The sequence below is a fragment of the Sphaerisporangium sp. NPDC051017 genome (genome assembly GCF_040683095.1).
Lineage (GTDB): Bacteria > Actinomycetota > Actinomycetes > Streptosporangiales > Streptosporangiaceae > Sphaerisporangium.
The window spans coordinates 12,743-35,276 of the sequence record NZ_JBFBCI010000077.1 but is presented as its reverse complement, the minus strand read 5'-3'; the positions used below and the strand labels follow the sequence as shown (position 1 = coordinate 35,276).

Sequence of the window (22,534 nt, the reverse complement as noted above, 5' to 3'; positions counted from 1 at the left end):
TTCTGGGGGGTGGCGTCCTTTGGGTGCCGGGCCGGGGGCGGGTGCCGCTCGTCAGCGGCACCGGCCCGCGGTCACCCGTACCGCCTTTGGGCCGAGGTCAGGCCAAGGGAGCGCCGAGGATGAGGGCCGCTCCCCTCTCGCCGATCATCATGGAGGGGGCCTGCGTGTTGCCGCTGATGATGTTCGGCATGATCGAGGAATCGACGACGCGGAGACCGGCGAGGCCGTGGACGCGGAGTTCGGGGTCCACGACGGCGAGGTCGTCGACGCCCATCTTGCACGTCCCCACCGGGTGGTAGTCGGTCTTGGCCCACCTGCGGATGTAGGCCCGGATCTCCTCGTCGGTCTCGACGGACGAGCCGGGGAGCTTCTCGTCCTTGAGGAGGCCGTCGAAGGCCGGAGCGGCGAAGACCTCGCGCATCCGGTGGAAGCCTTCCACGGCCACGTCCCGGTCGTACGGGTCGGCGAGGTAGTTCGGGTCGACGGCCGGGAGGACCGAGGGGTCCTTGGACACGAGGGTGACCGAGCCCCGGCTGCGGGGGCGGACGTTGCAGGCCAGCAGGGTCACACCGTGGCCCGGAATCCGTTCCGCCGAGTGCGAGCCGTCCTTCCAGACGACGTAGGCGGGCAGGAAGTGCAGTTGGATGTCCGGGGAGACCACGTCGGCGCTGCTGACGAAGGCGCCCACCTCGGTGATCGTCGCGGTGGCCGGGCCGGTCCGGTACAGGCCGTACTGGATCACGTGCCGCAGCGCCCGGTCCCAGCGGTCCTGGCCGCTGTAGCTGACCGGCTGGGCGCACTCGCGGGTGATGTACACCTCAAGCTGGTCGTGCAGGTTCTTGCCGACCCCGGGAAGATCGTGGACGACGTCGACGCCGACGGTGCGCAGTTCGTCGGCCGGGCCGATGCCCGACCGCAGCAGCAGCCACGGCGAGTTGATCGCGCCGGCGCTCAGGACGACCTCGGCGTCGGCGTACACCGTCTCCCGCCGGCCTTTGCGCTCGTAGGTCACCCCGATGGCACGGCCGTTCTCGACGATCAGGTGGCCGACCTGGGCGTGGGTGAGGACGGTGAGGTTCGGCCGGTCCAGGACGGGGCGCAGGAACGCCGACGACGCGCTCTCCCGCCGCGCCCTACGCTGGGTCACCTGGTGGTAGAACACCCCGTCCTGGCGTTCCCCGTTGGGGTCGGCGGTGTAGAGGATGCCGGTCTCCTGGGCCGCCCGCAGGAACGCCGCGGACATGGGGTTGTGCTGGACCTGATCGCTGACGTGCAGTTCGCCGCCGGTTCCGTGGTAGGCGTCGGCGAGCCGCTCGTTGTCCTCGTGCGCCCGGAAATACGGCAGGACGTCGTCGTACCCCCAGCCCTTGTTGCCGAGGTCGCGCCACGCGTCGTAGTCCGCCCGGTTGCCCCGGACGTACAGCATCGCGTTGATCGAGGTGCTGCCGCCCAGGACCCGGCCCTGCGGCAGGAAGATCCGCCTGTTGTCGAGGTGCCTCTGCGGAACGGTGTCGAACATCCAGTTGACCTTCGTCCCCATCAGCTTGGAGAAGCCCGCGGGGATGCGCAGGAGAGGCGACCGGTCACCGCCTCCGGCCTCCAGCAGGAGGACACGCGCGCTCGGGTCGGCGCTGAGCCGGTTGGCCAGGACACAGCCGGCCGCGCCTGCTCCCACGATGACATAGGTGTAGGTGGTGCGTGACATGGTGCGTGGTCCTCTCAGGACTCGAACCCGGCGACCGCGAGGAAGGAGCGCATCCGGCGCACCGCGAGCGGCGGGTCGGCCAGCGCGCCCGCCCGGTCGGCGAGGGCGAACAGCGTGCTCAGGTGGGGAACCGACCGGAACGTCTGGGCGCCACCGACCATGTGGAAGTGGTCCTGGTGGCCGTTCAGCCAGGCCAGGAACACCACGCCGGTCTTGTACGCCGACGTCGGGGCGGCGAACAGGTGCCGGGCGAGCGGCACGGTGGGTTCCAGCAGCGCCGTGTATCCGGCCTCGTCCCCGGCGTCGAGCCGGGCGAGCGCCGCCCGCGCCGGTGCGGCTATCGCGTCGAACACGCCGAGGAGCGCGCCGCTGTGGCCGTGCTCGTCCCCCCGGATCAGCTCGGTGTAGTGGAAGTCGTCGCCGGTGAGCATGGACACCCCGGGCGGGAGACGCCGCCGGAGCGCGACCTCGCGTGCCGCGTCGAGCAGAGAGATCTTGATTCCCGTGATCCGATCGGCGTGCTCGGCGATGATGCCGAGCATGGTCTCGGCGGCCCGGTCGAGATCGGCATCGCCCCAGTAGGCCCTCATGGCGGGGTCGAACGCCTCGCCGAGCCAGTGCAGCAGCACCGGCCCGTCGACCTGCCGCAGGACGGCTCCGTACACCTCGCGGTAGTCGTCGGCGTCCCGCGCGGTGGCGGCGAGCTGACGGCTTCCCATGATCACCGGAGTGCCGCCGGACTGCCGGATCCAGCCCGCCTGCTCGATGTAGGCGTCGGTGAGGTCGTGGAGCGTCCAGCTACGGCCCGGGTTGAGTCGGCCCGGGTTGAGTTGGTCGGTCATCGCGCCGCACACGAGCGCGCCGCCGGCGGTGCGCGCCTCGGCGCCGGACCGGGCGATCAGTTCGCGGGCCGCGGGCCAGTCGAGGCCGCCGCCGCGCTGCGCGGTGTCCATGGCGTCGGCGACGCCCAGCCCGAGGGACCACAGGTGCCGCCGGAACGCCAGGGTGGCGTCCCAGTCGAGGCCCTGCGGGTCCGCCAGCGGATCGGCCACGACGTGGGCCGCGGCGTACGCGGTGCGGGTCACGGGGGCGCCCGCGGTGAGGTCGTGGACCGGGGAGCGTTCGGCCAGGACGTGGGTGCGCGTCCCGCCGCCGGCGGCCGGGAGCACGATGCGCAGGCGGTTCACGGTGCCACCGGCACGGCGGCGTCCCGGCCGCGCCAGCCGGCGCCCAGCGGACGGTCCTCGAAGATCGCCGCGTCCATGACGCGCAGGGAGCCGGACACCGACACCCGGTCGCCGAGCAGGTCCAGGACGTCCTTCCGCGGATCCACGCCCGGCGCGACCTCGATCAGCACCAGCCCGTCCGGGCCGAGCTCGAAGACGGCCCGTTCGGTGACGTAAAGGACGCGCTGGCCCCGGCGGCGGGCCTCGGCGGCGCTGAACGTCACCTGCTCGACCTTCTTGACGAACTTGCGGTGCCTGCCCTCCGCGCGGAGTTCGAGCCGCCCCTCCCCGGGCACGGCCTGAAGGCCGCCCGCGGTGAAGGTGCCGCAGAACACGACGGTGGAGGCGTTCTGGGAGATGTTCACGAAACCGCCGGTGCCGATGATCCTGCCGCCGAACTTGGACACGTTGACGTTGCCGTCCTGGTCGACCTCGGCGAATCCGAGGAAGCAGATATCCAGCCCGCCTCCGTCGTAGAAGTCGAACTGCGAGGGCTGTTCCAGGATCGCGACGGGGTTGGTGGCGACGCCGAAGATGACTCCCCGGGCCGGGACGCCCCCGACGAGTCCCTGTTCGATGGTCAGGGTGAAGTGGTCGACCCAGCCCTCCTCGGCGGCGACGGCCGCGACCCCGTCGGCGATCCCGACACCGAGGTTGACGACGTCGCCGTCCACGATCTCGCGCAGCGCCCGCCGTGCGACGACCTTGCGCTGGTCGAGCGGGAAGGGCGGCAGGGACGACAGGGCGGCCTTCGCCGCGCCGGCGAACGCCGGGTTGTACTCATGGGTCACCACCTGCTTCTGCGCCGGGTTGACGACCACGACGTCCACGCACAGTCCGGGTACGACGACGTCGCGCGGGTCGAGCGACCCCCGCTGGGCGGCGTACTTCACCTGGGCGATGACCACGCCCCCGGAGTTGCGCGTGGCCTGGGCGATGGCGAGCATTTCCAGGCGGGCGGCCTCCTGCTCGCAGGTGATGTTGCCGTCCTCGTCGGCCGTGGTGCCGCGGATGAAGCAGACGTCGATCGCCAGGGACGGGTAGAACAGCCATTCCCGCCCGTGCAGGCTCACGACCTGGACGAGTTCCTCGGTGGTGCGGTCGTTCAGCCTGCCGCCCTCCAGCCGGGGGTCGCAGAAGGTGCCGATGCCGACATGGGTGAGGACTCCGGGGCGACCGGCCGCGATGTCGCGGAACAGTTGGCTCATCACGCCCTGGGGGAAGTTGTACGCCTCGAACTCCCCGGCGGCGGCCATGGCGCTCGTCGCCGGCGCCATGCCCCAGTTGCCGGCGATGATCCGGCGGGCCAGGCCGCGGTGAGCGAGGTGGTCCATGCCGCCGCCCTCGCGGTCGCCGATGCCGGTGGTGTGCACGAGGGTCAGCCCGGCCGGGGATTCCTCGGTGCGAAACCGGTTTCCCAAGGCTTTCAGCAGAGCGTCGGGTTCGAGCAGGCCACCACCCGAACCCCCGATCGCCACGGTGTCGCCGCCGTCGATCAGCGCGACGGCCTCCCGCGCGGTGAGGAACTCCGGCCGTCCACGGCGGGTCCTGGTCAGGGTTGCCATCAGGCCATCACTCCCCCGCCGTTGAGGTGCAGCACCTGACCCTGGTAGAGCGCGGCGTCGTCGGAGGCGAGGAACGCCACGGTCGGCGCGATCTCCTCGGGCGTCGCCAGCCGTCCGATGACGAGGTCGCCGGTGCGTTCGCGCTTCCACTCCTCGGTCGCCCATGGTGCGATGAACGGGGTGTCCACCGGTCCGGGGGCTATCGCGTTGACCCGGATCGCGGGGCCGACCTCGCGGGCCAGCGCCCGGGTCAGCCCGGCCACCCCCGCCTTGGCCGCGCAGTAGGCGACGTAGTCGCGCGCGCCCTTGAACGCGAGCTGGGACGACACGTTGACGATGGCCCCGGCGCCGCGTTCGAGCATGGAGCCGAGGACGTGACGGCAGCACAGGAAGACACCGTCGAGGTCCACGGCGAGGGTCCTGCGCCACTCGTCGAGGGAGAGCTCGGCCAGTCGTCCGGGCGCCATGAACCCGGCGTTGTTCACCAGGACGTCGACCGGCCCCACCGCGGAGCCGATCTCGTCGACCATCGCGGCGACCGCGTCCTCGTCGGTGACGTCGGCCTCGACGGCGTACGCGGCCGTCCCCGCCTCGCGGAGCCGGGCCACCCGTGCGCCGGCCTCGCCCTTCTGACCGAGATGGTGGACGACGACCGAGGCTCCGCAGGCCGCGAGCACGTCCACGATCGCGGTGCCCAGGCCGCCGAGCGCGCCCGTCACGAGCACGGTCCGGCCGCGCAGCGACGGGTACGTGGTGGTCGTTGACGACACCTGGTTCATGCGGTGTACCAGTCCTTTCGTCCGGCTCGGTTGATCTGCACGGTCTTGGTCTCGGTGAAGAACTCCATGCCCTCGCGGCCGAACTCGGCGTTGTAGCCGCTGTCACGGCGTCCGCCGAGCGGGATCTCGGGGAACGCGTCGGTGGATCCGTTGATCCACACGGTTCCGGTGCGCAGCCTGAGGGTGAGGTCCATCGCCTCGCGGACATCGTTGCTCCACACCGAGGCGGCCAGGCCGTACACCGAGGCGTTGGCGCGCGCCACGGCTTCGTCCAGCGAGGAGTACGGCTGCACCACGGCCACCGGGCCGAACAGTTCCTCCCTGGCCGCGGTGGACCGGTCGTCGTCCGTCCACAGCACCGTCGGGTCGAGGAAGGGCCGCGCCCGGGTGCCGCCGGGTTCGGGCCTCCGGCCGCCGGACAACACCCGTACACCCTCCGCGCGGGAGGTCTCGATCGCCGAGAACACCCCGTCGAAGTGCTGCTGGGAGACCAGCGGCCCCATCTGGGTGGATTCCGACCACGGGTCGCCGAGGACGAGCCGGGCGGCGCGTCCGGCGAGCCGTTCGCCCAGTTCTTCGGCGACGGCCGCGTCGGCGAGGATCCGCGATCCCGCCACGCACACCTGGCCCTGGTTGAAGAACGCGGCGAAGGTCAGGCCCTCCACCACCTCGTCGAGGTCGGCGTGCGCGGTCACCAGGACGGGCGTCTTCCCGCCCGCCTCCAGGGCGACGCGCTTGAGCCGCTGGGAACCGGCGTGCGCGGCGATGTGCCTGCCGGTCGCGGTGGAGCCGGTGAAGCTGACCACGTCGACGTCGCGGTGGGCGACGAGCGCGGCCCCCGCCTGGCCCTCGCCGAGGACGACCGAGACCGCGCCGGGCTCCAGCCCGGCCTCCAGCAGCAGGGAGACGGTGGCGAGCGAGGTGAGGGGGGTCAGCGGGCTCGGCTTGACGACCACCGAGCAGCCGGCGGCCAGCGCGGGCGGGAGCTTCTGCCCGAGGATGCCGAGCGGGAAGTTCCACGGCACGATCAGGGCCGCCACCCCGGCGGGCTCGCGTACGGTGAACGCGAACACCGAGTCGCCGATGTCGCGCACCGTCCGGCCGTTGAGGTCGCGGGCGAGGCCGCCGAAGTACTCGAAGGCGTTCGCGGCGGCGGCGACCTCGCCGCGTGCCTCGCGGATCGGCTTGCCCGTCTCCAGCACGAGCAGGTCGGCCAGTTCGGCGGCGTGCTCCTCGATGAGCAGCGCCGTCCGGGCAAGCACCCGGGCACGGTCACGGCCGCAGGCCCGGCCCCACGTGCCGGTGTCGAACGCGGCGCGGGCCCGCGCGACGGCGGCGTCGACCACCGAGGTCGAGTCGCCGCCCGCGCGGAACGCGGGCCGCCCGGTCGCCGGGCTGATCCGGGCCGTGCCCTCGCCCTCGGGCGCGACGGCGACGCCGCCGATCAGCGAGCCGAGGACGGGCGGGCCCTCTCCCGAGGAGACGACGGCACGATCCAGCAACGGGGTAAGGCCGCGATGGGCCCTGTGGTCCTCGTGGGGTTCGGCGGTGGTCACGTGACCCTCACTTCGTCGTGGGCTTGCGCTGGAAGAAGGCCTGCTTACGTGCGCGCGAGGCGTCCGACAGGCTGAAGAAGGCGGCGAACGTCGGCTCGGCGGGCACCCGGGTCGCGTATCCGGCCAGGGTGTCCTTCACGACGCGCAGGGCGAGCGGGTCGCAGGCGATCACCGCCTCGACCAGCTCCTCGGCCGCCGTCTCGAGGCGGTCTCCGGTGACGGCCTCGGTGACCAGGCCGATCCGTGCGGCCTCGGCCCCGGAGATCGGCGTCGCGGTCAGGAACAGTCTGCGCGCGTGGGCCAGTCCGACGGTGTCCACCAGCCGGGCGATGCCGCCCCACGCGGTCAGGTTCCCCAGCCGGGCCTCGGGGTAGCCGAGCGCGGCGTCCTCGGTGGTGACCCGGAGGTCACAGGCGAGCGCCAGTTCGAGGCCGCCGCCGAGCGCGCTGCGCTCGATCAGCGCGATGGTCGGAACGTGAAGCGCCGCCAGCCGCGCGAAGGTGGCCGTGCCGAGCCGGGACAGCCGGTCCGCGCGGTCCGGACCGGGGTCGGCCCAGTCGGAGATGTCGGCGCCCGCGCAGAAGAACCCGTTACCGCCGCGCAGGACCACACAGCGGACCGCGGGGTCGGTCTCGACCGCGCCGAGAGCGTCGCCCAAGGATTCGAGCATGGCCTGGTCGAGTGAGTTGCGTTTGGCGTACCGGTCCAGGGTCAGCGTCGCCTTGCCACGCCGATCGACGTCGAGGAGTACGGGCATCAGCGCCGTCCCCGGGCGAGCTGGTCGACCAGCAGCGCGATGATGATCGCCGCGCCGACCGCGACCTGCTGGTAGAACGCCTGGACGTTGAGCGTGGTCAGGCCCGCGGTCAGCGTCGCGATGATGATCGCGCCGAACGCCGCGCCGGACATGCTGCCTTCCCCTCCGGCGAGCTTGGTGCCGCCCATGACGGTGGCGGCGATCGCGGTGAGCAGCAGGTCGGCCCCGAGGGTCGGGTCGGCCGCGCCGAGGCGGGCGACCAGGATGGTCCCCGCCAGCCCGGCCGTCGCGCCGGACAGGACGTAGGCGGACGCGGTGAAGCGCTTCACGTTGATCCCGGCGAGCCTGGCCACCTCGGCGTTGCCGCCGACGGCCGTCAGGTGCTCGCCGAACACCGTCCGGCGCAGGCACACCGCGGCGACGACGGTGAGCAGGACGAACAGCAGGACCGGGATCGGAATGCCGAGGACGCGGCCGGCGAGCAGGTCCTGGAAGGCGGCCGGGATGTCGTAGACCGCCTGGCCGCCCGCGATGATCAGCGCGAGCCCGGCGTAGATGCTCATCGTCCCGAGCGTGATGATGAACGGCGTGATCTTGGTCATGGTGATGAGAAGCCCGTTGGCCAATCCGGCCAGGGCGCCGACGGCGATGCCTCCGAGGATCGCCACCGGCGCGGGCACCGCGTGCGACAGCAGCCCGCTGACCACCGCGGCCATCGCGACCGTCGAGCCGATGGACAGGTCGATACCCCCGGTGATCAGGACGAAGGTCTGGCCGAGGGCGAGCACGCCGACCACCGACGACTGCAGCAGAACGTTGATCAGATTGCCGCCGTCGAGGAACAACGGCCGGGCCAGCCCGAAGCCGAGCACGAGGACGACGATGACGCCGACCAGTCCGGCCTGACGGGCGACGGCGGCGACGTCGACGCGCGGGCCCGCGGCGGCGAGACCGGGCCCGTTCAGCGACTCCCGATCGAGAGTGGCGTGGTTGCTCATGGTTCTCCTTGGATCCTCAGGTCGCCGCGGCGTGGTGGACGATGGCTTCTTCCGACATGGCTGACCGGTCGAGCTCGGCGACGATGCGCCCGCGGCGCATCACCAGCACGCGGTCGCTCATCCCGAGGACTTCGAGGAGGTCCGAGGAGACCATCACGATGGCCTTGCCCTCGTCGGCCAGTTCCCGCATGAGGGCGTGGATCTCGCCCTTCGCGCCCACGTCGATGCCCCGCGTCGGCTCGTCGAAGATGAAGATGTCGCTGGAGGTCTTCAGCCAGCGGGCCAGGACGACCTTCTGCTGGGTGCCGCCGCTCAGCTTGCCGACCGGGTAGTCGGGGCTGATGTTCGCGTTGAGCCGCTTCAGCAGCGCCCGCGTCTGCTCGCGCTGCTCGCGCCGGTCCAGCATTCCGTGACGGCGCGGCGGCCTGATCAGCGTCGCGTTGGACGCCGCGCTCATGTGCAGGACGAGCCCCTGGTGCTTGCGGTCCTCCGGGAGGAAGGCGATCCCCGCCCTGACGGCCTCGGCCGGCGAACCGATGTGGATCCGCTCACCACGGATCCACACGGTGCCGCCCGTCGCCCGGTCGGCTCCGATGAGGGTCCGCACGAGCTCGGTGCGTCCCGCGCCGACCATGCCCGCGAGGCCGACGATCTCGCCGCGCCGCACCGACAGCGAGCAGTCGCTGACCCCCTCGGTGCTGGAGAGGCCCTCGACCCGCAGGACCTCCTCGCCCGCCGCGCCCGGATCGCCCGGATCGCCTCGCACGCCGACCGCGGCGACGTCACGGCCGACCATCAGCTTGACCAGCTCGGACTCGTCGGCGATCTGCCCGCGGGTGCGGGTGCCGACCAGTTCGCCGTCCCGCAGGACGGTGACCCGGTCGGACAGCTCCATGACCTCCGCGAGCCGGTGCGAGACGTAGATGATCGCCCGGCCCTCGGCGCGAAGCCGCCGGAGCAGCTCGAACAGCCGCTCGCTCTCCTGCGTGGTCAGGGACGCGGTCGGCTCGTCCAGGATGATCAGGCGCGCGCCGACTGCCAGCGCCCGGGCTATCTCGACGAGTTGCTGCTGCGCGACGCTGAGCTTGTGCACGGGGACGTCGATCCGGGCGTCGAACCCGAGCCGGGCCAGGGACCGCGCCGCGCGCAGCCGCGCCTCGCCCCGGTCGACGAACCCGGCGCGGGACTTCTCCCGTCCGAGCACGATGTTCTGGACGGCGGTGAACTGCGGGACCAGGCTGAGTTCCTGGTGCACCATCGCGAGCCCCGCGGCGAGCGCGTCGCTCGGCTGGGCGAACTCGCGCCGTTCCCCCTCGAACCACACCTCGCCGCTGTCGGGCCGCTGAACTCCGAACAGCGTCTTGAGCAGCGTCGACTTGCCGGCGCCGTTCTCGCCCAGCAGGGCGTGGATCTCACCGGGGTAGGCGGTCAGATCGACCTCGTGCAGAGCCCTGACGCTGGGGAAGGACTTGCTCAACTTCTTGATCTCCAGCACGGGCGGGTCGGTGGTCATCTCATCACCTCGGTAGCGGTGTGGTTCTCGAGGGGGCCGGTCACTTGTAGAGCGTCGTGATGACCTGGCCGGACTCGTCGTAGAACCGGCCGACGTTGTCCTTGGTGATCGTCTGAGCCGGCGCGACCACCCACGGGGCGATCTTCTTGCCCTCCAGCAGGCCGACGGCCGACTCGACCGCCCAGTAGCCTTCGTAATAGGGCAGCGGGCTGACCGTGGCGGCCATCGAACCGCCGCGGACCGCCGAAACGGCCTCCGGCACCCCGTCCGTCCCGATCACGGCGATGTTCTTGCCCGACTCCTTGACCGCCTTGGCCACGCCGATCGCCATCGTGTCGTTGTTGGCGTAGATCCCCTTGAGGTTCGGGTTCTGCTGGATGACCTGCTGCGCGGCCGAGTACGACACGTTCGCGTCCCAGTTGCCCGGCACACTGGCGACCAGCTTGAGGTTCGGGTGCTTGGCGACGCCCTCCTTGAAGCCCTTGATCCGCAGGATCGCGGCGCTGGACCCGGACTGGCCCTCGATCTGGGCGACCTCGCCCCCGCCGGGAGAGAGCTTGGCCAGCTCGTCGGCGGCCTGCGAGCCGTCCAGTTCGTGGTCGGGGCCGACGTAGACGGTCGCCGGGACCCGGGCGTCGTCCACGTTGACGATGGGCGCGGCCTGCTGGCGCATCTGGTTGAGCGCCGGAGAGAGGTTGGACGTGCTCTCGGGGGCCACCACGTAGGCGTCGAACTTCTGCCCGATCAGCGTCTGGGCGATCGTGAGCTGCTCCGCCTGGGCCTTCTCGCTGCTCGCCGCCTGGACGGTCACCTCCACGCCGTACTTGGCGGCCGCGGCCTTGGCGCCCTTCTCGATGCCCTGCCAGTACTGGTTGGTGAGCGCCTTGAGGATCACGGCGACCCGGTACTTCTTGGCGGGGGTGAACTCACCGAGGGACGAGGCGAGTTCCACGCCGTCAAGCGACTCCACGCCGTCCTGGTCGCTGGTGTAGGTGTAGGTCCGGCCGGCGGACTCGCCCGTGGAGTTCGGAGAGTCCGTGGAGTTCGCGGGGCTGCAAGCGGTGAGGCCCAGCGCGAGCGCCGAGGACGCCAGCGCGATCATTTTTTGCTTTCTCATGACTCAGCACTTTCTTGGGACTTGCCGTGGGGAAACCGGTTTCTTACGGGCCAGGACCGCTTGAGGCAACCGGGGGGTGTGATTTGGATCTTTGAGACGTGTTTATGGGTGTCTTTGACTCTACGAACAGCCGCAGGAGCCTCGGACAATGAGCTGGGGAGCCAGAACGTGCCGTTCCGGCGGCTTGCGGGCGCCGCGGCTCTCGCCCGGATGCCGGCCGATGCGCTCGGCGAGCAGGCCCGCCGCGACCGCGCCGACCTGCCGGGCCCTGCTGTCCACGGTCGTCAGGGATACCCCCGGGATCCGACCCACCCAGATGTCGTCGAAGCCGATGAGGGCGATGTCATCCGGGATCCGGAGGCCCAGCGTGTGGGCGGCCGTCATGAGCCCGAGCGCCAAGGTGTCATTGGCCGCGCAGACCGCGCTCGGGCGGGGCAGGTCGCGCAGCAGATCGAACGCGGCCTCGGTCGCCTCGGCGAGCTCACTGGTCCTGGCGAGATGGACGGCACTGTCGGCCTCGCGGTAGACGCTGCGGAACCCCTCGAACCGCTGCCGGAACGCCAGGACGTCCAGCGGCCCGCTCAGGAACACCGCCCGGCCGAACCCGTGCCCCCGCAGGTGCTCCGCGGCCATCCGGCCGCCCAGCCGGTTGTCGATCACCACGGTGTCGACGAGCGGCCTGGCCAGCTCGCGGCTGGCGACGATCACGTTGATCCCTGCGTTGACGAGCCTCTGCACGCTCCCGTCCCGCATGAACGCCGAGGCGACGATCGCCCCGTCCACGCGGCGCTGGATCATCGTGCGTACGACATCGGCCTCCTTGTCGCTGTTCTCCGCGCTGGTGCCGAGCAGCAGGGTGTAGCCGGCCGGATCGATCACTTCCTCGACTCCGGCGACCAGCTCCGGATAGAACGGATTGGTGATGCTGGCGACGACGACGCCGATGGCGTACGATCGCCGACTGGACAAGCCCTGGGCCAGCGCGTTGGGATAGTAGTTGAGCTCCTTGATCGCGCTCTCGATCTTCTCCCGCGTCTTCTCCGAGACGTAGTAGTCGGTCGCGCTCAAGAACTTGGACACGGTCGCCTTGGACACGCCGGCGAGCAACGCGACGTCCTTGATGGTCGTCCGTGGCGTGACAGGAAACCGGTTTACCATGCAGATAGGGTGCGCTGGGTCACTCCGCAGGTCAATGTGTTTCCGAAGTGTTTCCGAAATCGAGATTCGGACACCTCCCCGCCACACCCGCCCACCGATCACCCGCCGAGCCGACGAGGCTCCCCGTCACCGGCCGACGCACCCGGGACCTACGGACTCGACCAGCCGACTACGCGAAGCCCCCCGACCGGAGACCTCCCGCAGGTTCGAGACTCGTTGTTCACGAAGCGGCCACCGCGAGCAGCACCTTCAGGGTGCGACGGCCACGCGCAGCGAGAAGTGGTGGGCCCGTGGTGGCCGCCTCCGCAGCTACCGGGGGCGGTGGAACGGCTGGTGCAGGCGTTCGACCTGCTGGCCCGCGGGCAGGTGCACGGCGATGGCGTGGGGGTCGGCGAGGTTGTCACGCTCACGGCGGAGCTGCAGCGCATCGCCGTCACCTACCCGACCTCGGCGGCAGCCACCGTCCGTTGCGTGACCCGGACGCCGAAGACGACGCATAGGGCTTGCCGCTGGCCGGCCGGGATCGGCCGCTGCACTGGGCGATCAGCCAGACCAGCCATATCCGCCCGATCTTTTCCCCAGTACTACGGGAACCCCACCTCGACATCGAGGGTGTGCCCGACCCGAACACGTCCCCTGGATCGACCCGACCCGTCCGGCCTGACGAACGGCCCGGTGTCAGCGGCTTCACCGCTCAGAAATCCTCCGCCACGTCGTCAGTTCTGGTAGCCCCTCGCCACCCGCGGAAGGATTGACGACCATGACCGACGCCAGACTGCTAGACGACGAGGCCCCGTTCATCGCGGCGGCCCGCTCAAATGACGCAGCACAGTTCGCGCTCATCACGGAGCGCTACCGGCGTGAGCTGCAGGTGCACTGCTACCGGATGCTCGCGAACTACGAGGACGCCCAGGACATGACGCAGGAGACGTTCCTCCGGGCGTGGAACAAGCGGGAGTCGTTCAAGGGCCACGCTGCGCTGCGGACCTGGCTGTACCGGATCGCGACGAACGCCTGCCTCGACTTCCTGGAGAAGCGCAACGACCGCACACCCGTGCCTGCCGAGCTGCCGGGCGCGGGCTCGGAAGTGCGCTACCTGCAGCCCTACCCGGACCGGATGCTCCCGGAGGACCCGCAGGAATCGGTGGTGGCGCGGGAGACGATCGAGCTGGCGTTCATCGTCGCCGTCCAGCACCTGCCGCCGCGGCAGCGGGCGGTGTTCATCTTGCGCGACGTCCTCGGCTGGCCGGCGTCGAAGGCCGCCAACGCCCTCGAGCTGACCGTCGCATCGGTGACCAGCGCACTGCAGCGGGCGCGCGTGACGATGCGCGAGCAGCTGCCCGACCGCCGCCTCGACTGGCGGAGCCCTGCCACGCACGAGCTGTCGGATGACGAGCGCGGCCTGGTGAAGTCGTATATGGACGCCCATGAGCGCAACGACCTCGACGGGCTGATGGCCCTGCTGCGCGACGACCTGCGCTTCGCGATGCTGCCCGAGCCGGGCACCTTGATCGTCACGGCCAAGGACGCGGTGGACGGCTGGGTCTCCAATGGGCTCTTCCAGCGCGGCTACGACGACTGGCGCTGCATCGCCACGACGGTCAACCGCATGCCTGCCGCCGTGCTGTACCTCCGCACCCCCGACGACCCGGAATACCGTTTGTTCACCATCGCGGTCCTGCACATCGTCGACGGGAAGATCGCCGAGCTCACCGGATTCGACGCCACCGACAAACCATGGCTGAGCCTGCCCCCGACACTGTCATCAGACAAAGGCCCCATCGTCGACGAGTCCAGCGCACGGGCCGCCGTCACCGAAGTCACCGCCGAATGAGCACCCCGACCAGCTGAACACCAACGCGGCAACGCGAACACCACCGCCCCGCCGGCGTTGCCGGCGGGGCATCTTCATGCCCGAAGATCATCGTCACGATCAACGACGCCGTCGCCCTCATCTCCACTGCTCACTTGGAACGCGAGGAAGGGCCCGGGGAAGGGTCCCCTCATCGCCGAGGGTCACGGTGAGCACGCCAGGAAGGATTTCGACCTGGCCTTACGAGCCGAGCATTTGGCCCGTGCTCATCGCCTCGTCTCGTATCGGGTCAGCACCACGCCGCCGGGAAATGTCCGCGTCTCGACCAGGTTCAGGTTCACCCAGCTGTCCAGCGCGGTGAAGAACGGCGTGCCGCCGCCCACCAGGACCGGCACGGTGACCAGCGCGTACTCGTCGATCAGCCCGGCCCGCATGGCCGCCCCGGCGAGCGTCGCGCCGCCGATGCCCATCGGGCCGCCGTCTACGGCCTTGAGCCGGGTGATCTCGGCGACCGCGTCGCCGGTGACCAGGCGGGTGTTCCAGTCGACCTTGTCGATCGTCGATGAGAACACCACCTTCGGCGTGTCCCGCCAGTTCCGCGCGAACTCGATCTCCGCCGGGGTGGCGTTGGGCTGCTGGTCGCCGGTCGGCCAGTAGGAGCTCATCGTCTCCCACAGCTTGCGCCCGTACAGCGACATCTCGCTCGCCCGCTCCTGGTCGAGCCACCACTGGAACAGCTCGGCGCTCGGCGATGAGTCCGGTCCCTCTGCCCCACCCCAGCCGATGTCGTCACCGGTCGCGGCGATGTAGCCGTCCAGGGTCACGTTCATACCGAAGATCAGTTTCCGCATCGTGCCAGCCTCCCGTGAGTCGATCTCACACGTACAGACGGGCGCGGCGCGGAAACCTAATCGGTGCGCGATCTGCGTCCGCAGGTAGTCCTCGCGTTCCGGACTCAGCACGGCGTACTCGGCGGGCTCGAGCACCACCGACCGGATCTCGATTTCACCCTCGCAAACGCCTGGTCACACAGCTACAGCGCCGGGCCCTCTCACCGCGCTGGAGATCGCCAAGCAGTTCCCGACGCTGGGCATCTCGCTCGGCGACCAGCGGCCGCACATGCGCCGCAAGATCCGCGAGTACCTACCTCTCTACCAGCGCCGACGCAGCCAAGCGTTGTTTTCAGCGCCTGCTACTGAAGGGCCAGTGGGGTCCAGCACCTTGCGTGGGGCCGCTACTGAGCCACCGCGTAGTCCGGCCCGGTCATCGCCGGCCTCCAGCTCTGCGCCCGGCGGGGTCGCGTTCGGCCTGCCACCGGCCGAGCGCCTCGGCCGGCACCCGGGCGTACTTGGCCAGTGATCGCACCGAGGTGTGCCCGGACAGCGCCATCAGCATCGGTGTGGAGGCGCCGTCCTCGGCGGCGTGCGTCAGGCCGGAGTGGCGCAGCTGGTGCAGCGTGTACGGCCCGCCCGGTAGGTCGGTGGTGTGCTGTTCGAACACCTCCGCTGCCCGTCGGTACGACAGCCGGGCGCGGGTGGATCCGGTCGTGGTGGCGGCGGGAACGGCGGTGGTTTCCGCGATGGCCACCAGCACGTGGGAGACGGTCTGGGACGCGATGGTCGCGCTGTCCCCCGGCTGCGACTCGACATCGTCACCAAGGTCTGTCCGGGGTGTCTATCCGTCCTCACGCCAGATCCGGAGACGGCCCGCTTCCTTCAGCCGCTGCCGCCGGGCGATCACGTATCCGCAGGTCACGAGAAGGTCGAGCGTAGCGGCCGGAATCCAATAGGTGCCCGTCCGGTTCAACTCCTCCTCGGAAACCCCGGCGATCAAAGCCCCGGCGAACGCCCCGACCGAGACGTACGCGGCCACCGCGTGAACGACGAGAAGACGACTCAGCCGAACGGCCCTGGTCACCATGCGGACGCCGACCCCGTGGCAGACCGACCAGACGGCCGCGCAGGAGGCCACGAGCGTGCAGCCGGCGATGAGCCATCCACCCAGGGGATTCATCCCCACGAAAACGGTCGGCCCCAGCGCGAACACCATCGAGAAGGGCAGGAGGGCAGCCACCGTCGCCGCGCGCAACCGAACGTTGTCGTCATCCAACTCGTCCGCGAAACTCCGCGCCCGAGCCCGCCGCCGCCTCCGCTCCTCCCAGGTCGGGTGCTTTCCCCGCACGGCGCCGACCCCCCACCAGAGCAGGCTCATCACCGCGACGACCACGACCGTACCCAGGATCGAATGGCCGTCCACACGCGGCCCGCCGATACCGAAGAACGAGGCCACACGGTCACCACCGAGCTCGATCAGCCAGCGCCAGACTCGCTCGACCACGAATAACCCCACGAGGGCGACGACCGCCAGCAGGCAACCCTTGGCCGTGAGCTTCTCCTCATCACCGGGCCCTTCGGAGGTCGGCGGCTTCCCGGCTTGATGAATCGGCGGCTTCCCGGGATGAAGGAGCAGATCGGCGACCGCGGCCCGCAGGTCGGCGTGCGCCGTCCCCGAGTCGATTCGGTCAGCGGCGGCGAGGGCCGTACGGCAGGCGTCCGCGTCCCTCTGGTGCGCGTGGATCAACGCCTGAAGCAACAGCGGGAAAGAATCCCCCGGTCGCTCGGCCGCCAGCCGATCCGCATACGCCCGCGCCCACGAAAAACGCCCTTCCTCACAGCGTTTCACCACGTGAGCGAAAGCCTCGTCCTCACTTACCAACGGGACCCTGCCCTGCGCGGGTCATCATGACGCCCGTGCGAACGACTCGGGCCCGGCCACGCCGAATCCATGCGCCCGCCGCGCCACCGGAAAGGACCATGCCTCCATATTTGTAGATCGACAGGTTGTTCCGGTCGGTTTCCGCGCAAGAGGTCACGACATGCCGCTCCGCGCTCGCGTAGGAACCTTGGAGGAGCCTACCGGTACCCTCGTGTCCTTCGCCGCCTTCGCCATCGGTTTCGTGGCCGGCCCGATCGGCGCGTTCGTCGCCGGCCACTACGGCGACCGGATCGGCCGCAAGAAAGTGCTCGTCGCGACGCTGCTCATCGCACCGCCCCGCGCTGACGTCGACGCGGTCATTCCGGCCAAGCGAACGGGACGTCAGCCGGCGTCGCGGAGCAGCGCGTCGCCAACGCGGGTGCGCTGGTACTGCACTACGGGCCCCCGCCGCGTGCGGGTGACCAGATCGGCGTCAAGCAGCACGCTCAGGTGGTACGACACCGTGGACGGGGCAAGCTGGTGGCGCCGGCTCAGCTCGGTGGTCGAGCGAGATATGCCCAGATCGCGCAGGATCGCGGCGCGGCTGGTCCCGATCAGTCCCGACAGCGCCGTGTCGGCCTTCGATTCGGCGGCGGTCCCGCCCGCCGGGTAGGCGATGAACGCGTCCAGCGGGTCGCACACCTGCACCTGCAGGTTGGGCCATCCGAGCGCCGACGGCGACAGGACCAGCTCGCTGTCGCTCAGATCGCTCGCCCCGTCGTACGGCTTGACGATGCGCATCTCCTCCGGGGCCCAGTCGAGCTCGGGATGCAGGGTCTCCAGCACATGGCCGACCCCGTGCGTGGCCATCAGGTGCGCCCGTCTCGCCACGTCCGCGGCCAGCCGTTCCTCGATCGCCTTCTGGTGGTCGGCGAGCGCGATATGCCAGAAACGGCGAAGGCCGTCGGCGGCCCGCCGGGCGAAGCTGCCGTCCTCCAGGACACGGCGGACGCGGTCCGGCATGCCCCCGTTCGGGTAACGCTCCTCTAGCAACTGTTCCTCCGTCTTCTCGACGGGGGTTTGGCTGACTGCGTCCAGTTGGGCGGACAGCACGTGCTTCCACGAGCCCACGCCGGGCCGCGGCGTCAGCATGTCCAGGACGTAGCCCTGCGAACCGTGCGGCATCACGGCCGCGATCAGCGCGACATCGGGGTCGCGTAACGCGTACCGGGCGGAGGCGTCCGCCATGCCGAGGACCGGGTGGCGCCGATTGGCGGCGGCCAGGCGCAGCCAGGCGGTGATCTCGAACGCCGGTGAGGGGGCGATCCTGGTGCGGGCAAGACCGGAAACGTTGAATTTAACGGTAATCATGAGGCACTGTAAATCACTTTCGAGCCTGATCGAATGTGTACCGGGCCGCCGGTCGCGGTGATTCACTGTGAAAGCGACACGACCACCCGCGACATGGACGACCTTACCGGGGCCGGCCTGCGCAAAGATTGCCGAAACCATTCCCGCACGTGGACTCAAGGAGCCTTGTGAGCTCGCCACAGGGTTCCCGATCCTCCCCGGACGATGGCACTTCACCCGCCAGGCCGAAGAGCGTTCCATTCCACATCCCGAAGATCTGCCTTTCCCGGAGCGGACCAGCCGGGGACGGCGATCGGAGGCCGGAGACCGCCACGCTCACTCGACGCGTGGCACAAGACACCGACAATTCAGAAAGGAGGGAATCCAATGGTCAAGCACTACTTCAAGTACGCGCTCAGCACGCTCACCGCTGCCATGTTCGTCTTCAGCACGTGATCCACCAGTCGCCCGGGGCCGCCCGCTGAGCGGCCCCGGGCGCCGAGAACGGAGGTTCAGCCGATGTTCGCCAGCGCCGTACACCAACTCCGGTACGCCGCCGGGCTGCTGCGCGGCGACCGGATGCCCGTCGAGAGCCTGGCCCACATCGCCCGCGACCTCGTGGCGACGGTCAGGCAGTTCGGCGAGCCCGGCGATGATGCGGCCCTGTTGCCCGGCCGGCAGGGCGCCACCGACCCGGAGGTACGCCGCACCGTGCTGACCCGGGGGCTGCGTCTGACCGCACGGCGTGCCGCCACCCGCACCGCGTACTACCAGACGATGTTCGCCGACCTCGGCATGCGTCCGCAGGACCTGACCCTGGACTCCTGGACCGCGCTCCCGGTCACCCCGAAGGCGGCGCTGCGCGGCATGCCCGCGGCCTTCGTGTCCGTCGGCATCGAGCCCGCGCTGCTCGCGCTCACGACCGGCACAAGCGGCACCCCGACGCACGTCTGGCTCAGCCGGCGTGAGGTGGACATGATGGTGGCGCTGAACACCATCTCGGCGGTGCTCGGTGAGCGCCTGCGCCCCGGGGACGTCCTCGCCTACGCCGGGTCCTCACGCGGCACCATTCCCGTGCTCTGCGTCAGCACGGCGGTGATGGCGGTCGGCGCCACGTTCATGCAGCTCGGCACCCTTGACCCGGAGGTCGCCCTTGAGCGGCTGGCCGCTCCGCTGACGCTACCCGGCCCGGCGCGCCAGATCACCCACCTGACCGCGAACACCTCCTACCTCGCCGCACTCGTCTCCGCGGCGGAGCGGGGCGGCTGGCGTGCGGCCGACTTCGGGCTGCGGTCACTCCAGGTCGGCGGCGAGGTGCTCAGCGACGCGCTGCGCCTGCGCGCGCGACAGGTGTTCGGCGTCGAACCCGAAATCGGTTATGTCCTGACCGAGTCGATGCCGGCCGGCGCGCGGCTCTGCTCCGCCCGCCACCTGCACCACACCACCGAGTTCGCCCACGTGGAGGTCCTCGACCCGGTGACGTACCGGCCGGTGGCGCCGGGCGAGATCGGGACGATCGTCGTCACCCCGTTAGTGCCGTACCGCGAATGCACGCTTTTGATGCGTTACGTCACCGGCGACCTCGTCCGCCGCCTCGCCACACCACCCACCTGCGAACTGGCCCCCGCCCCGGCCACCACCGACATCACCGCCGCGGCCGCAAGCACCGACGTCGCCGCCGTCGCCGCGACCTCGGACATCCTGGGCCGCTACGCCGGACCGCTGTCCCTGGAAGTGCCACACCGCCAGGTCCTCGAAGTCCTGGACGCCGAACCGGACGTCGCCCTCCCCGCGAGATACGCCCTCACCCCCGAACCGACCGGCCCGGTCCTGCACGTCCTAGCCGAGCACCGCTCCCCCCGGCTACTCGCCCGCCTGGAGGAAGCCGCCGCCACCCGCGGCCTCCCCCTCAGCGGAATAGTCCTCCACGATGACCTGGCCGACATGCCCGCCACCCCACCCCTGCGCGCCGACCTCCGAGAACACTCCTTCGACCACCACCCCACACCCGCGGCCGCCCTCCTCGGAGCCCACCCATGACCGGCACCCCACGGCCGCGAACCGACGCCCAAGAGCACGCGCCCGACCGGCATCCCCCGGCCGCGGCAGCACCGACAATCCTCGGAGCGCGCCCATGACCGGCCCCTCGCCGATCCTCTCCGCGGCCCTCGTCGCCCTGGTCGCCGTGATGATCACGGCCGCCGCAGCCTACTGCGCGCGCTTCCGCCTGCCCCGCCCGCCGGTCGGCACCTACACCTACCCCGACATGGTCGTCATCTTCGTCGTCGTGGTGCTGGCGCCGCTGACCTACCTCAATCTCCCCGGCCCCGTGGTCGCGGGGGTGTTCGGGCTGGTCCTGCTGTTCGCGGCCCAACTCGCCCTCGCTCCCCTCGTCGGGGGCCGTCCGGCGTGGGCCGCGTCGGTGGCGCTCTGCCTGGCCACCGGAGCGGCGGCACTCACCGGCGTGGCCCTCGCGGTGACCGTCCTCACCGATGTCCTGCTGGCGGCGGGAGTCATCGCGGTCACCAGCCTCTGGGCGCAGAGCGGCATGCGTGCCGGTCACGTCGCGCTGTTGTCGGCACTGCTCACCGGCTACGACCTGATCGCCACGGTGTCCACCACGATCATGACCCGGTTCTTCACCGAAGTACGCGGCCTGCCGTTCGCGCCCCTGTTCACCCTCAGCGACGGGCCCACGCCGGTCGCCATGGGGCTCGGCGACCTGATGATGCTGGTGCTGTTCCCCCTCGTCGCGCACCGCTCCTTCGGCCGAGCCGCGGGCGTGGTCGCCGCGCTGGCCGGTGTCACCGTCACCGCCATAGTCTCCGCGCTGTTCGTCTGGGGCGTCCTCACCGAAGGTCTGCCGTTGCTGACCGTCCTTGGACCCGTCGTCGTCGCGCAGTACCTGCTGTGGCGCGCCACCGGCCGCCACGAGCGCGGCGGCCGAGAACATGGCGGCCGGGAACGAGAAACACCAGCCACAACCGACTTCACCCCCGAAGCCACGGCCGCCCCCACCCTCGCGCCCAGCCCCACCCCCGACGCCGCGCTGACGGCCGCGCTGACCGCCCCGCCCCGAGACGAGCCCTGGATCGCCGTACACGAGGGCCGCGTCGCCGGCACCGGCGCGACCCCTGGCCTGGCCCGCCGCTCAGCCCGCGAGAACGGATGCACCGCGCTGCCGACCGTCCACGCAGGCGGCGACCTGACCCCACCCAAGCCCATCCCCGCCTGACCGGCCCCCTCCATCGCCGATCAAGCCGGGGCATACCGGCAGCGCCGCACCAACCGCCGCCAGAAGATCGCCGCCCCGGACAATCCCTCAGAAACGATTCCGCGCAGGGTCGGCCGAATCGTCACTCCGCAGAAAGGCAGTCTCATGCGACTCTCCCGCAGGTCCGCCGCGATCGCCGCAATGCTTACCGCAACCTGCACGATCGCCCTTACGACCACGACCGCACCGGCCCAGGCCGCACCCACCCCCTCCCCCGCCACTTCCACCGCGCCGCCGTCCGTCGAGAGACAGGTGACGGTGGAGGAGGTCCTGCGGCTCAACCCGCAGGCGGAGAAGATCAGCGACACCGAGGTGAAGATCGCCGACGGCATGATCCTCATGCTGCCGCGGTCCCAGTCCGACGCCGTCGCCTTCGCCGCCTCGTGCACCTACAAGTACCTCTGCGCATGGGAACACTCGGACGGCGGGGGCTACGGCATCTCCTTCTACGCCTGCGGTTCCTACAACCTCGGCGGATACCGTTACCCCGACGGCGCCTGGGTCGGCACCGGCACCTCCGACCCCAAGTGGAACGACCGCATCTCCTCGATGACCAACAACCAGACCACCGGCACCCGAGCCAACTTCTACAACTGGGAAGGCACCTGGACCCTCGTCTTCTGGACCTTCTCCTACGACTGGCGCGCAAACCTCGCCATCGACAAGCGCTACGACAACGGCGGACAACTAAACGACATCATCGACCGCGTCGTCCCCTGCTAACCCCCCGCACCGAACCCCGCAAGCACCAGTACGGCGCCGCGTCCCCCGGTCCGCACCGCCGGGACGCTGCGCCGTTCTCTCCGTCCAGGCCGGGCGGCGACTCTGCCAGGCCGAGGGCATAACAGCCGAGCGTTCGTGTGCAGCCGGCGACGACAACCCGTTCTGGCCAAATTCGGACCGACCTCGACGCACTCTCGCGGCGGGCCGTTCGGCAGGCGACCCTTTTTACTGTGCCGGACATGCGTTTCCGATGGGACTGGTTGAGCCCAGTGGTCTCCCCGCTCCGGCGGGTTCGTCGCCGGAGCG

18 protein-coding genes are annotated in these 22,534 nt (G+C 70.4%); 4 read left to right on the top strand and 14 right to left on the bottom strand.

Features of this window, described 5'->3' with window-relative positions:
• Window positions 1–97 precede the first annotated feature (97 nt).
• The 10 genes from AB0M95_RS36555 to AB0M95_RS36510 all read right to left on the bottom strand — a co-directional run bounded on the left by AB0M95_RS36555 (window position 98) and on the right by AB0M95_RS36510 (window position 12,374).
• Window positions 98–1,705 carry a GMC family oxidoreductase N-terminal domain-containing protein gene (locus AB0M95_RS36555; protein ID WP_363774944.1) on the bottom strand — a complete coding sequence of 536 codons (1,608 nt, stop codon included), beginning with the start codon at window positions 1,703–1,705 and terminating at the stop codon, window positions 98–100.
• Between the two features lie 14 nt (window positions 1,706–1,719).
• Window positions 1,720–2,892 carry a dihydrodipicolinate synthase family protein gene (locus AB0M95_RS36550; RefSeq protein ID WP_363774941.1) on the bottom strand — a complete coding sequence of 391 codons (1,173 nt, stop codon included), beginning with the start codon at window positions 2,890–2,892 and terminating at the stop codon, window positions 1,720–1,722.
• Window positions 2,889–4,496, bottom strand: coding sequence for a CoA-transferase (locus AB0M95_RS36545; RefSeq protein WP_363774939.1), 1,608 nt, complete (start codon window positions 4,494–4,496; stop codon window positions 2,889–2,891). Before AB0M95_RS36545 ends, AB0M95_RS36550 begins: the two co-directional genes overlap by 4 nt.
• Window positions 4,496–5,275, bottom strand: a complete 780-nt coding sequence (locus AB0M95_RS36540; protein ID WP_363774936.1) for an SDR family oxidoreductase — start codon at window positions 5,273–5,275, stop codon at window positions 4,496–4,498. Before AB0M95_RS36540 ends, AB0M95_RS36545 begins: the two co-directional genes overlap by 1 nt.
• Complete coding sequence (locus AB0M95_RS36535) at window positions 5,272–6,831, bottom strand: aldehyde dehydrogenase family protein (RefSeq protein ID WP_363774934.1); 1,560 nt, start codon at window positions 6,829–6,831, stop codon at window positions 5,272–5,274. The genes AB0M95_RS36540 and AB0M95_RS36535 overlap by 4 nt, the downstream gene beginning before the upstream one ends.
• A gap of 7 nt (window positions 6,832–6,838) precedes the next feature.
• Entirely contained in the window at window positions 6,839–7,588 is a 750-nt protein-coding gene (locus AB0M95_RS36530; RefSeq protein WP_363774931.1) for an enoyl-CoA hydratase/isomerase family protein, read from the bottom strand.
• Window positions 7,588–8,586, bottom strand: coding sequence for an ABC transporter permease (locus tag AB0M95_RS36525; RefSeq protein ID WP_363774928.1), 999 nt, complete (start codon window positions 8,584–8,586; stop codon window positions 7,588–7,590). Before AB0M95_RS36525 ends, AB0M95_RS36530 begins: the two co-directional genes overlap by 1 nt.
• A 16-nt stretch (window positions 8,587–8,602) precedes the next feature.
• Window positions 8,603–10,099, bottom strand: coding sequence for a sugar ABC transporter ATP-binding protein (locus AB0M95_RS36520; RefSeq protein WP_363774926.1), 1,497 nt, complete (start codon window positions 10,097–10,099; stop codon window positions 8,603–8,605).
• Window positions 10,100–10,139: 40 nt separating this feature from the next.
• On the bottom strand, window positions 10,140–11,216 hold the full coding sequence (locus AB0M95_RS36515) for a substrate-binding domain-containing protein (RefSeq protein ID WP_363774923.1): 1,077 nt from the start codon (window positions 11,214–11,216) through the stop codon (window positions 10,140–10,142).
• Window positions 11,217–11,336: 120 nt separating this feature from the next.
• Window positions 11,337–12,374, bottom strand: a complete 1,038-nt coding sequence (locus tag AB0M95_RS36510; protein ID WP_363774920.1) for a LacI family DNA-binding transcriptional regulator — start codon at window positions 12,372–12,374, stop codon at window positions 11,337–11,339.
• A gap of 760 nt (window positions 12,375–13,134) precedes the next feature.
• Here AB0M95_RS36510 and AB0M95_RS36505 point away from each other — a divergent pair.
• Window positions 13,135–14,208: an RNA polymerase subunit sigma-70 gene (locus AB0M95_RS36505; protein ID WP_363774917.1), complete on the top strand. Its 1,074-nt coding sequence runs from the start codon at window positions 13,135–13,137 to the stop codon at window positions 14,206–14,208.
• Between the two features lie 245 nt (window positions 14,209–14,453).
• On the opposite strand, the gene AB0M95_RS36500 is transcribed toward AB0M95_RS36505, so the two are convergent.
• The 4 genes from AB0M95_RS36500 to AB0M95_RS36485 all read right to left on the bottom strand — a co-directional run bounded on the left by AB0M95_RS36500 (window position 14,454) and on the right by AB0M95_RS36485 (window position 18,252).
• Window positions 14,454–15,038, bottom strand: a complete 585-nt coding sequence (locus AB0M95_RS36500) for a dihydrofolate reductase family protein (protein ID WP_363774950.1) — start codon at window positions 15,036–15,038, stop codon at window positions 14,454–14,456.
• Between the two features lie 412 nt (window positions 15,039–15,450).
• Window positions 15,451–15,780 carry a tyrosine-type recombinase/integrase gene (locus AB0M95_RS36495; protein WP_363774914.1) on the bottom strand — a complete coding sequence of 110 codons (330 nt, stop codon included), beginning with the start codon at window positions 15,778–15,780 and terminating at the stop codon, window positions 15,451–15,453.
• An 81-nt stretch (window positions 15,781–15,861) separates the two neighbouring features.
• Entirely contained in the window at window positions 15,862–16,779 is a 918-nt protein-coding gene (locus AB0M95_RS36490) for a hypothetical protein (RefSeq protein WP_363774911.1), read from the bottom strand.
• Between the two features lie 504 nt (window positions 16,780–17,283).
• Window positions 17,284–18,252, bottom strand: a complete 969-nt coding sequence (locus AB0M95_RS36485) for a DUF5937 family protein (RefSeq protein WP_363774908.1) — start codon at window positions 18,250–18,252, stop codon at window positions 17,284–17,286.
• Between the two features lie 498 nt (window positions 18,253–18,750).
• Between AB0M95_RS36485 and AB0M95_RS36480 the strand changes: the two genes are divergently transcribed.
• The 3 genes from AB0M95_RS36480 to AB0M95_RS36470 all read left to right on the top strand — a co-directional run bounded on the left by AB0M95_RS36480 (window position 18,751) and on the right by AB0M95_RS36470 (window position 22,228).
• Window positions 18,751–20,271, top strand: a complete 1,521-nt coding sequence (locus AB0M95_RS36480) for an AMP-binding protein (RefSeq protein WP_363774905.1) — start codon at window positions 18,751–18,753, stop codon at window positions 20,269–20,271.
• Between the two features lie 94 nt (window positions 20,272–20,365).
• Window positions 20,366–21,466 (top strand): hypothetical protein, encoded by a 1,101-nt coding sequence (locus tag AB0M95_RS36475; RefSeq protein ID WP_363774902.1) that lies wholly within the window; start codon window positions 20,366–20,368, stop codon window positions 21,464–21,466.
• Window positions 21,467–21,646: 180 nt separating this feature from the next.
• Complete coding sequence (locus AB0M95_RS36470; protein WP_363774899.1) at window positions 21,647–22,228, top strand: hypothetical protein; 582 nt, start codon at window positions 21,647–21,649, stop codon at window positions 22,226–22,228.
• Window positions 22,229–22,534 lie beyond the last annotated feature (306 nt).

What these genes read in the sequence shown, in the direction of transcription:
- AB0M95_RS36540 (WP_363774936.1), bottom strand. Translation starts at nt 5,275, where the DNA reads ATGAACCAGGTGTCGTCAACGACCACCACGTACCCGTCGCTGCGCGGC.
- AB0M95_RS36555 (WP_363774944.1), bottom strand. Translation starts at nt 1,705, where the DNA reads ATGTCACGCACCACCTACACCTATGTCATCGTGGGAGCAGGCGCGGCC.
- AB0M95_RS36545 (WP_363774939.1), bottom strand. Translation starts at nt 4,496, where the DNA reads ATGGCAACCCTGACCAGGACCCGCCGTGGACGGCCGGAGTTCCTCACC.
- AB0M95_RS36470 (WP_363774899.1), top strand. Translation starts at nt 21,647, where the DNA reads ATGCTTACCGCAACCTGCACGATCGCCCTTACGACCACGACCGCACCG.
- AB0M95_RS36480 (WP_363774905.1), top strand. Translation starts at nt 18,751, where the DNA reads ATGTTCGCCAGCGCCGTACACCAACTCCGGTACGCCGCCGGGCTGCTG.
- AB0M95_RS36510 (WP_363774920.1), bottom strand. Translation starts at nt 12,374, where the DNA reads ATGGTAAACCGGTTTCCTGTCACGCCACGGACGACCATCAAGGACGTC.
- AB0M95_RS36530 (WP_363774931.1), bottom strand. Translation starts at nt 7,588, where the DNA reads ATGCCCGTACTCCTCGACGTCGATCGGCGTGGCAAGGCGACGCTGACC.
- AB0M95_RS36515 (WP_363774923.1), bottom strand. Translation starts at nt 11,216, where the DNA reads ATGAGAAAGCAAAAAATGATCGCGCTGGCGTCCTCGGCGCTCGCGCTG.
- AB0M95_RS36505 (WP_363774917.1), top strand. Translation starts at nt 13,135, where the DNA reads ATGACCGACGCCAGACTGCTAGACGACGAGGCCCCGTTCATCGCGGCG.
- AB0M95_RS36475 (WP_363774902.1), top strand. Translation starts at nt 20,366, where the DNA reads ATGACCGGCCCCTCGCCGATCCTCTCCGCGGCCCTCGTCGCCCTGGTC.
- AB0M95_RS36500 (WP_363774950.1), bottom strand. Translation starts at nt 15,038, where the DNA reads ATGCGGAAACTGATCTTCGGTATGAACGTGACCCTGGACGGCTACATC.
- AB0M95_RS36525 (WP_363774928.1), bottom strand. Translation starts at nt 8,586, where the DNA reads ATGAGCAACCACGCCACTCTCGATCGGGAGTCGCTGAACGGGCCCGGT.
- AB0M95_RS36485 (WP_363774908.1), bottom strand. Translation starts at nt 18,252, where the DNA reads ATGATTACCGTTAAATTCAACGTTTCCGGTCTTGCCCGCACCAGGATC.
- AB0M95_RS36520 (WP_363774926.1), bottom strand. Translation starts at nt 10,099, where the DNA reads ATGACCACCGACCCGCCCGTGCTGGAGATCAAGAAGTTGAGCAAGTCC.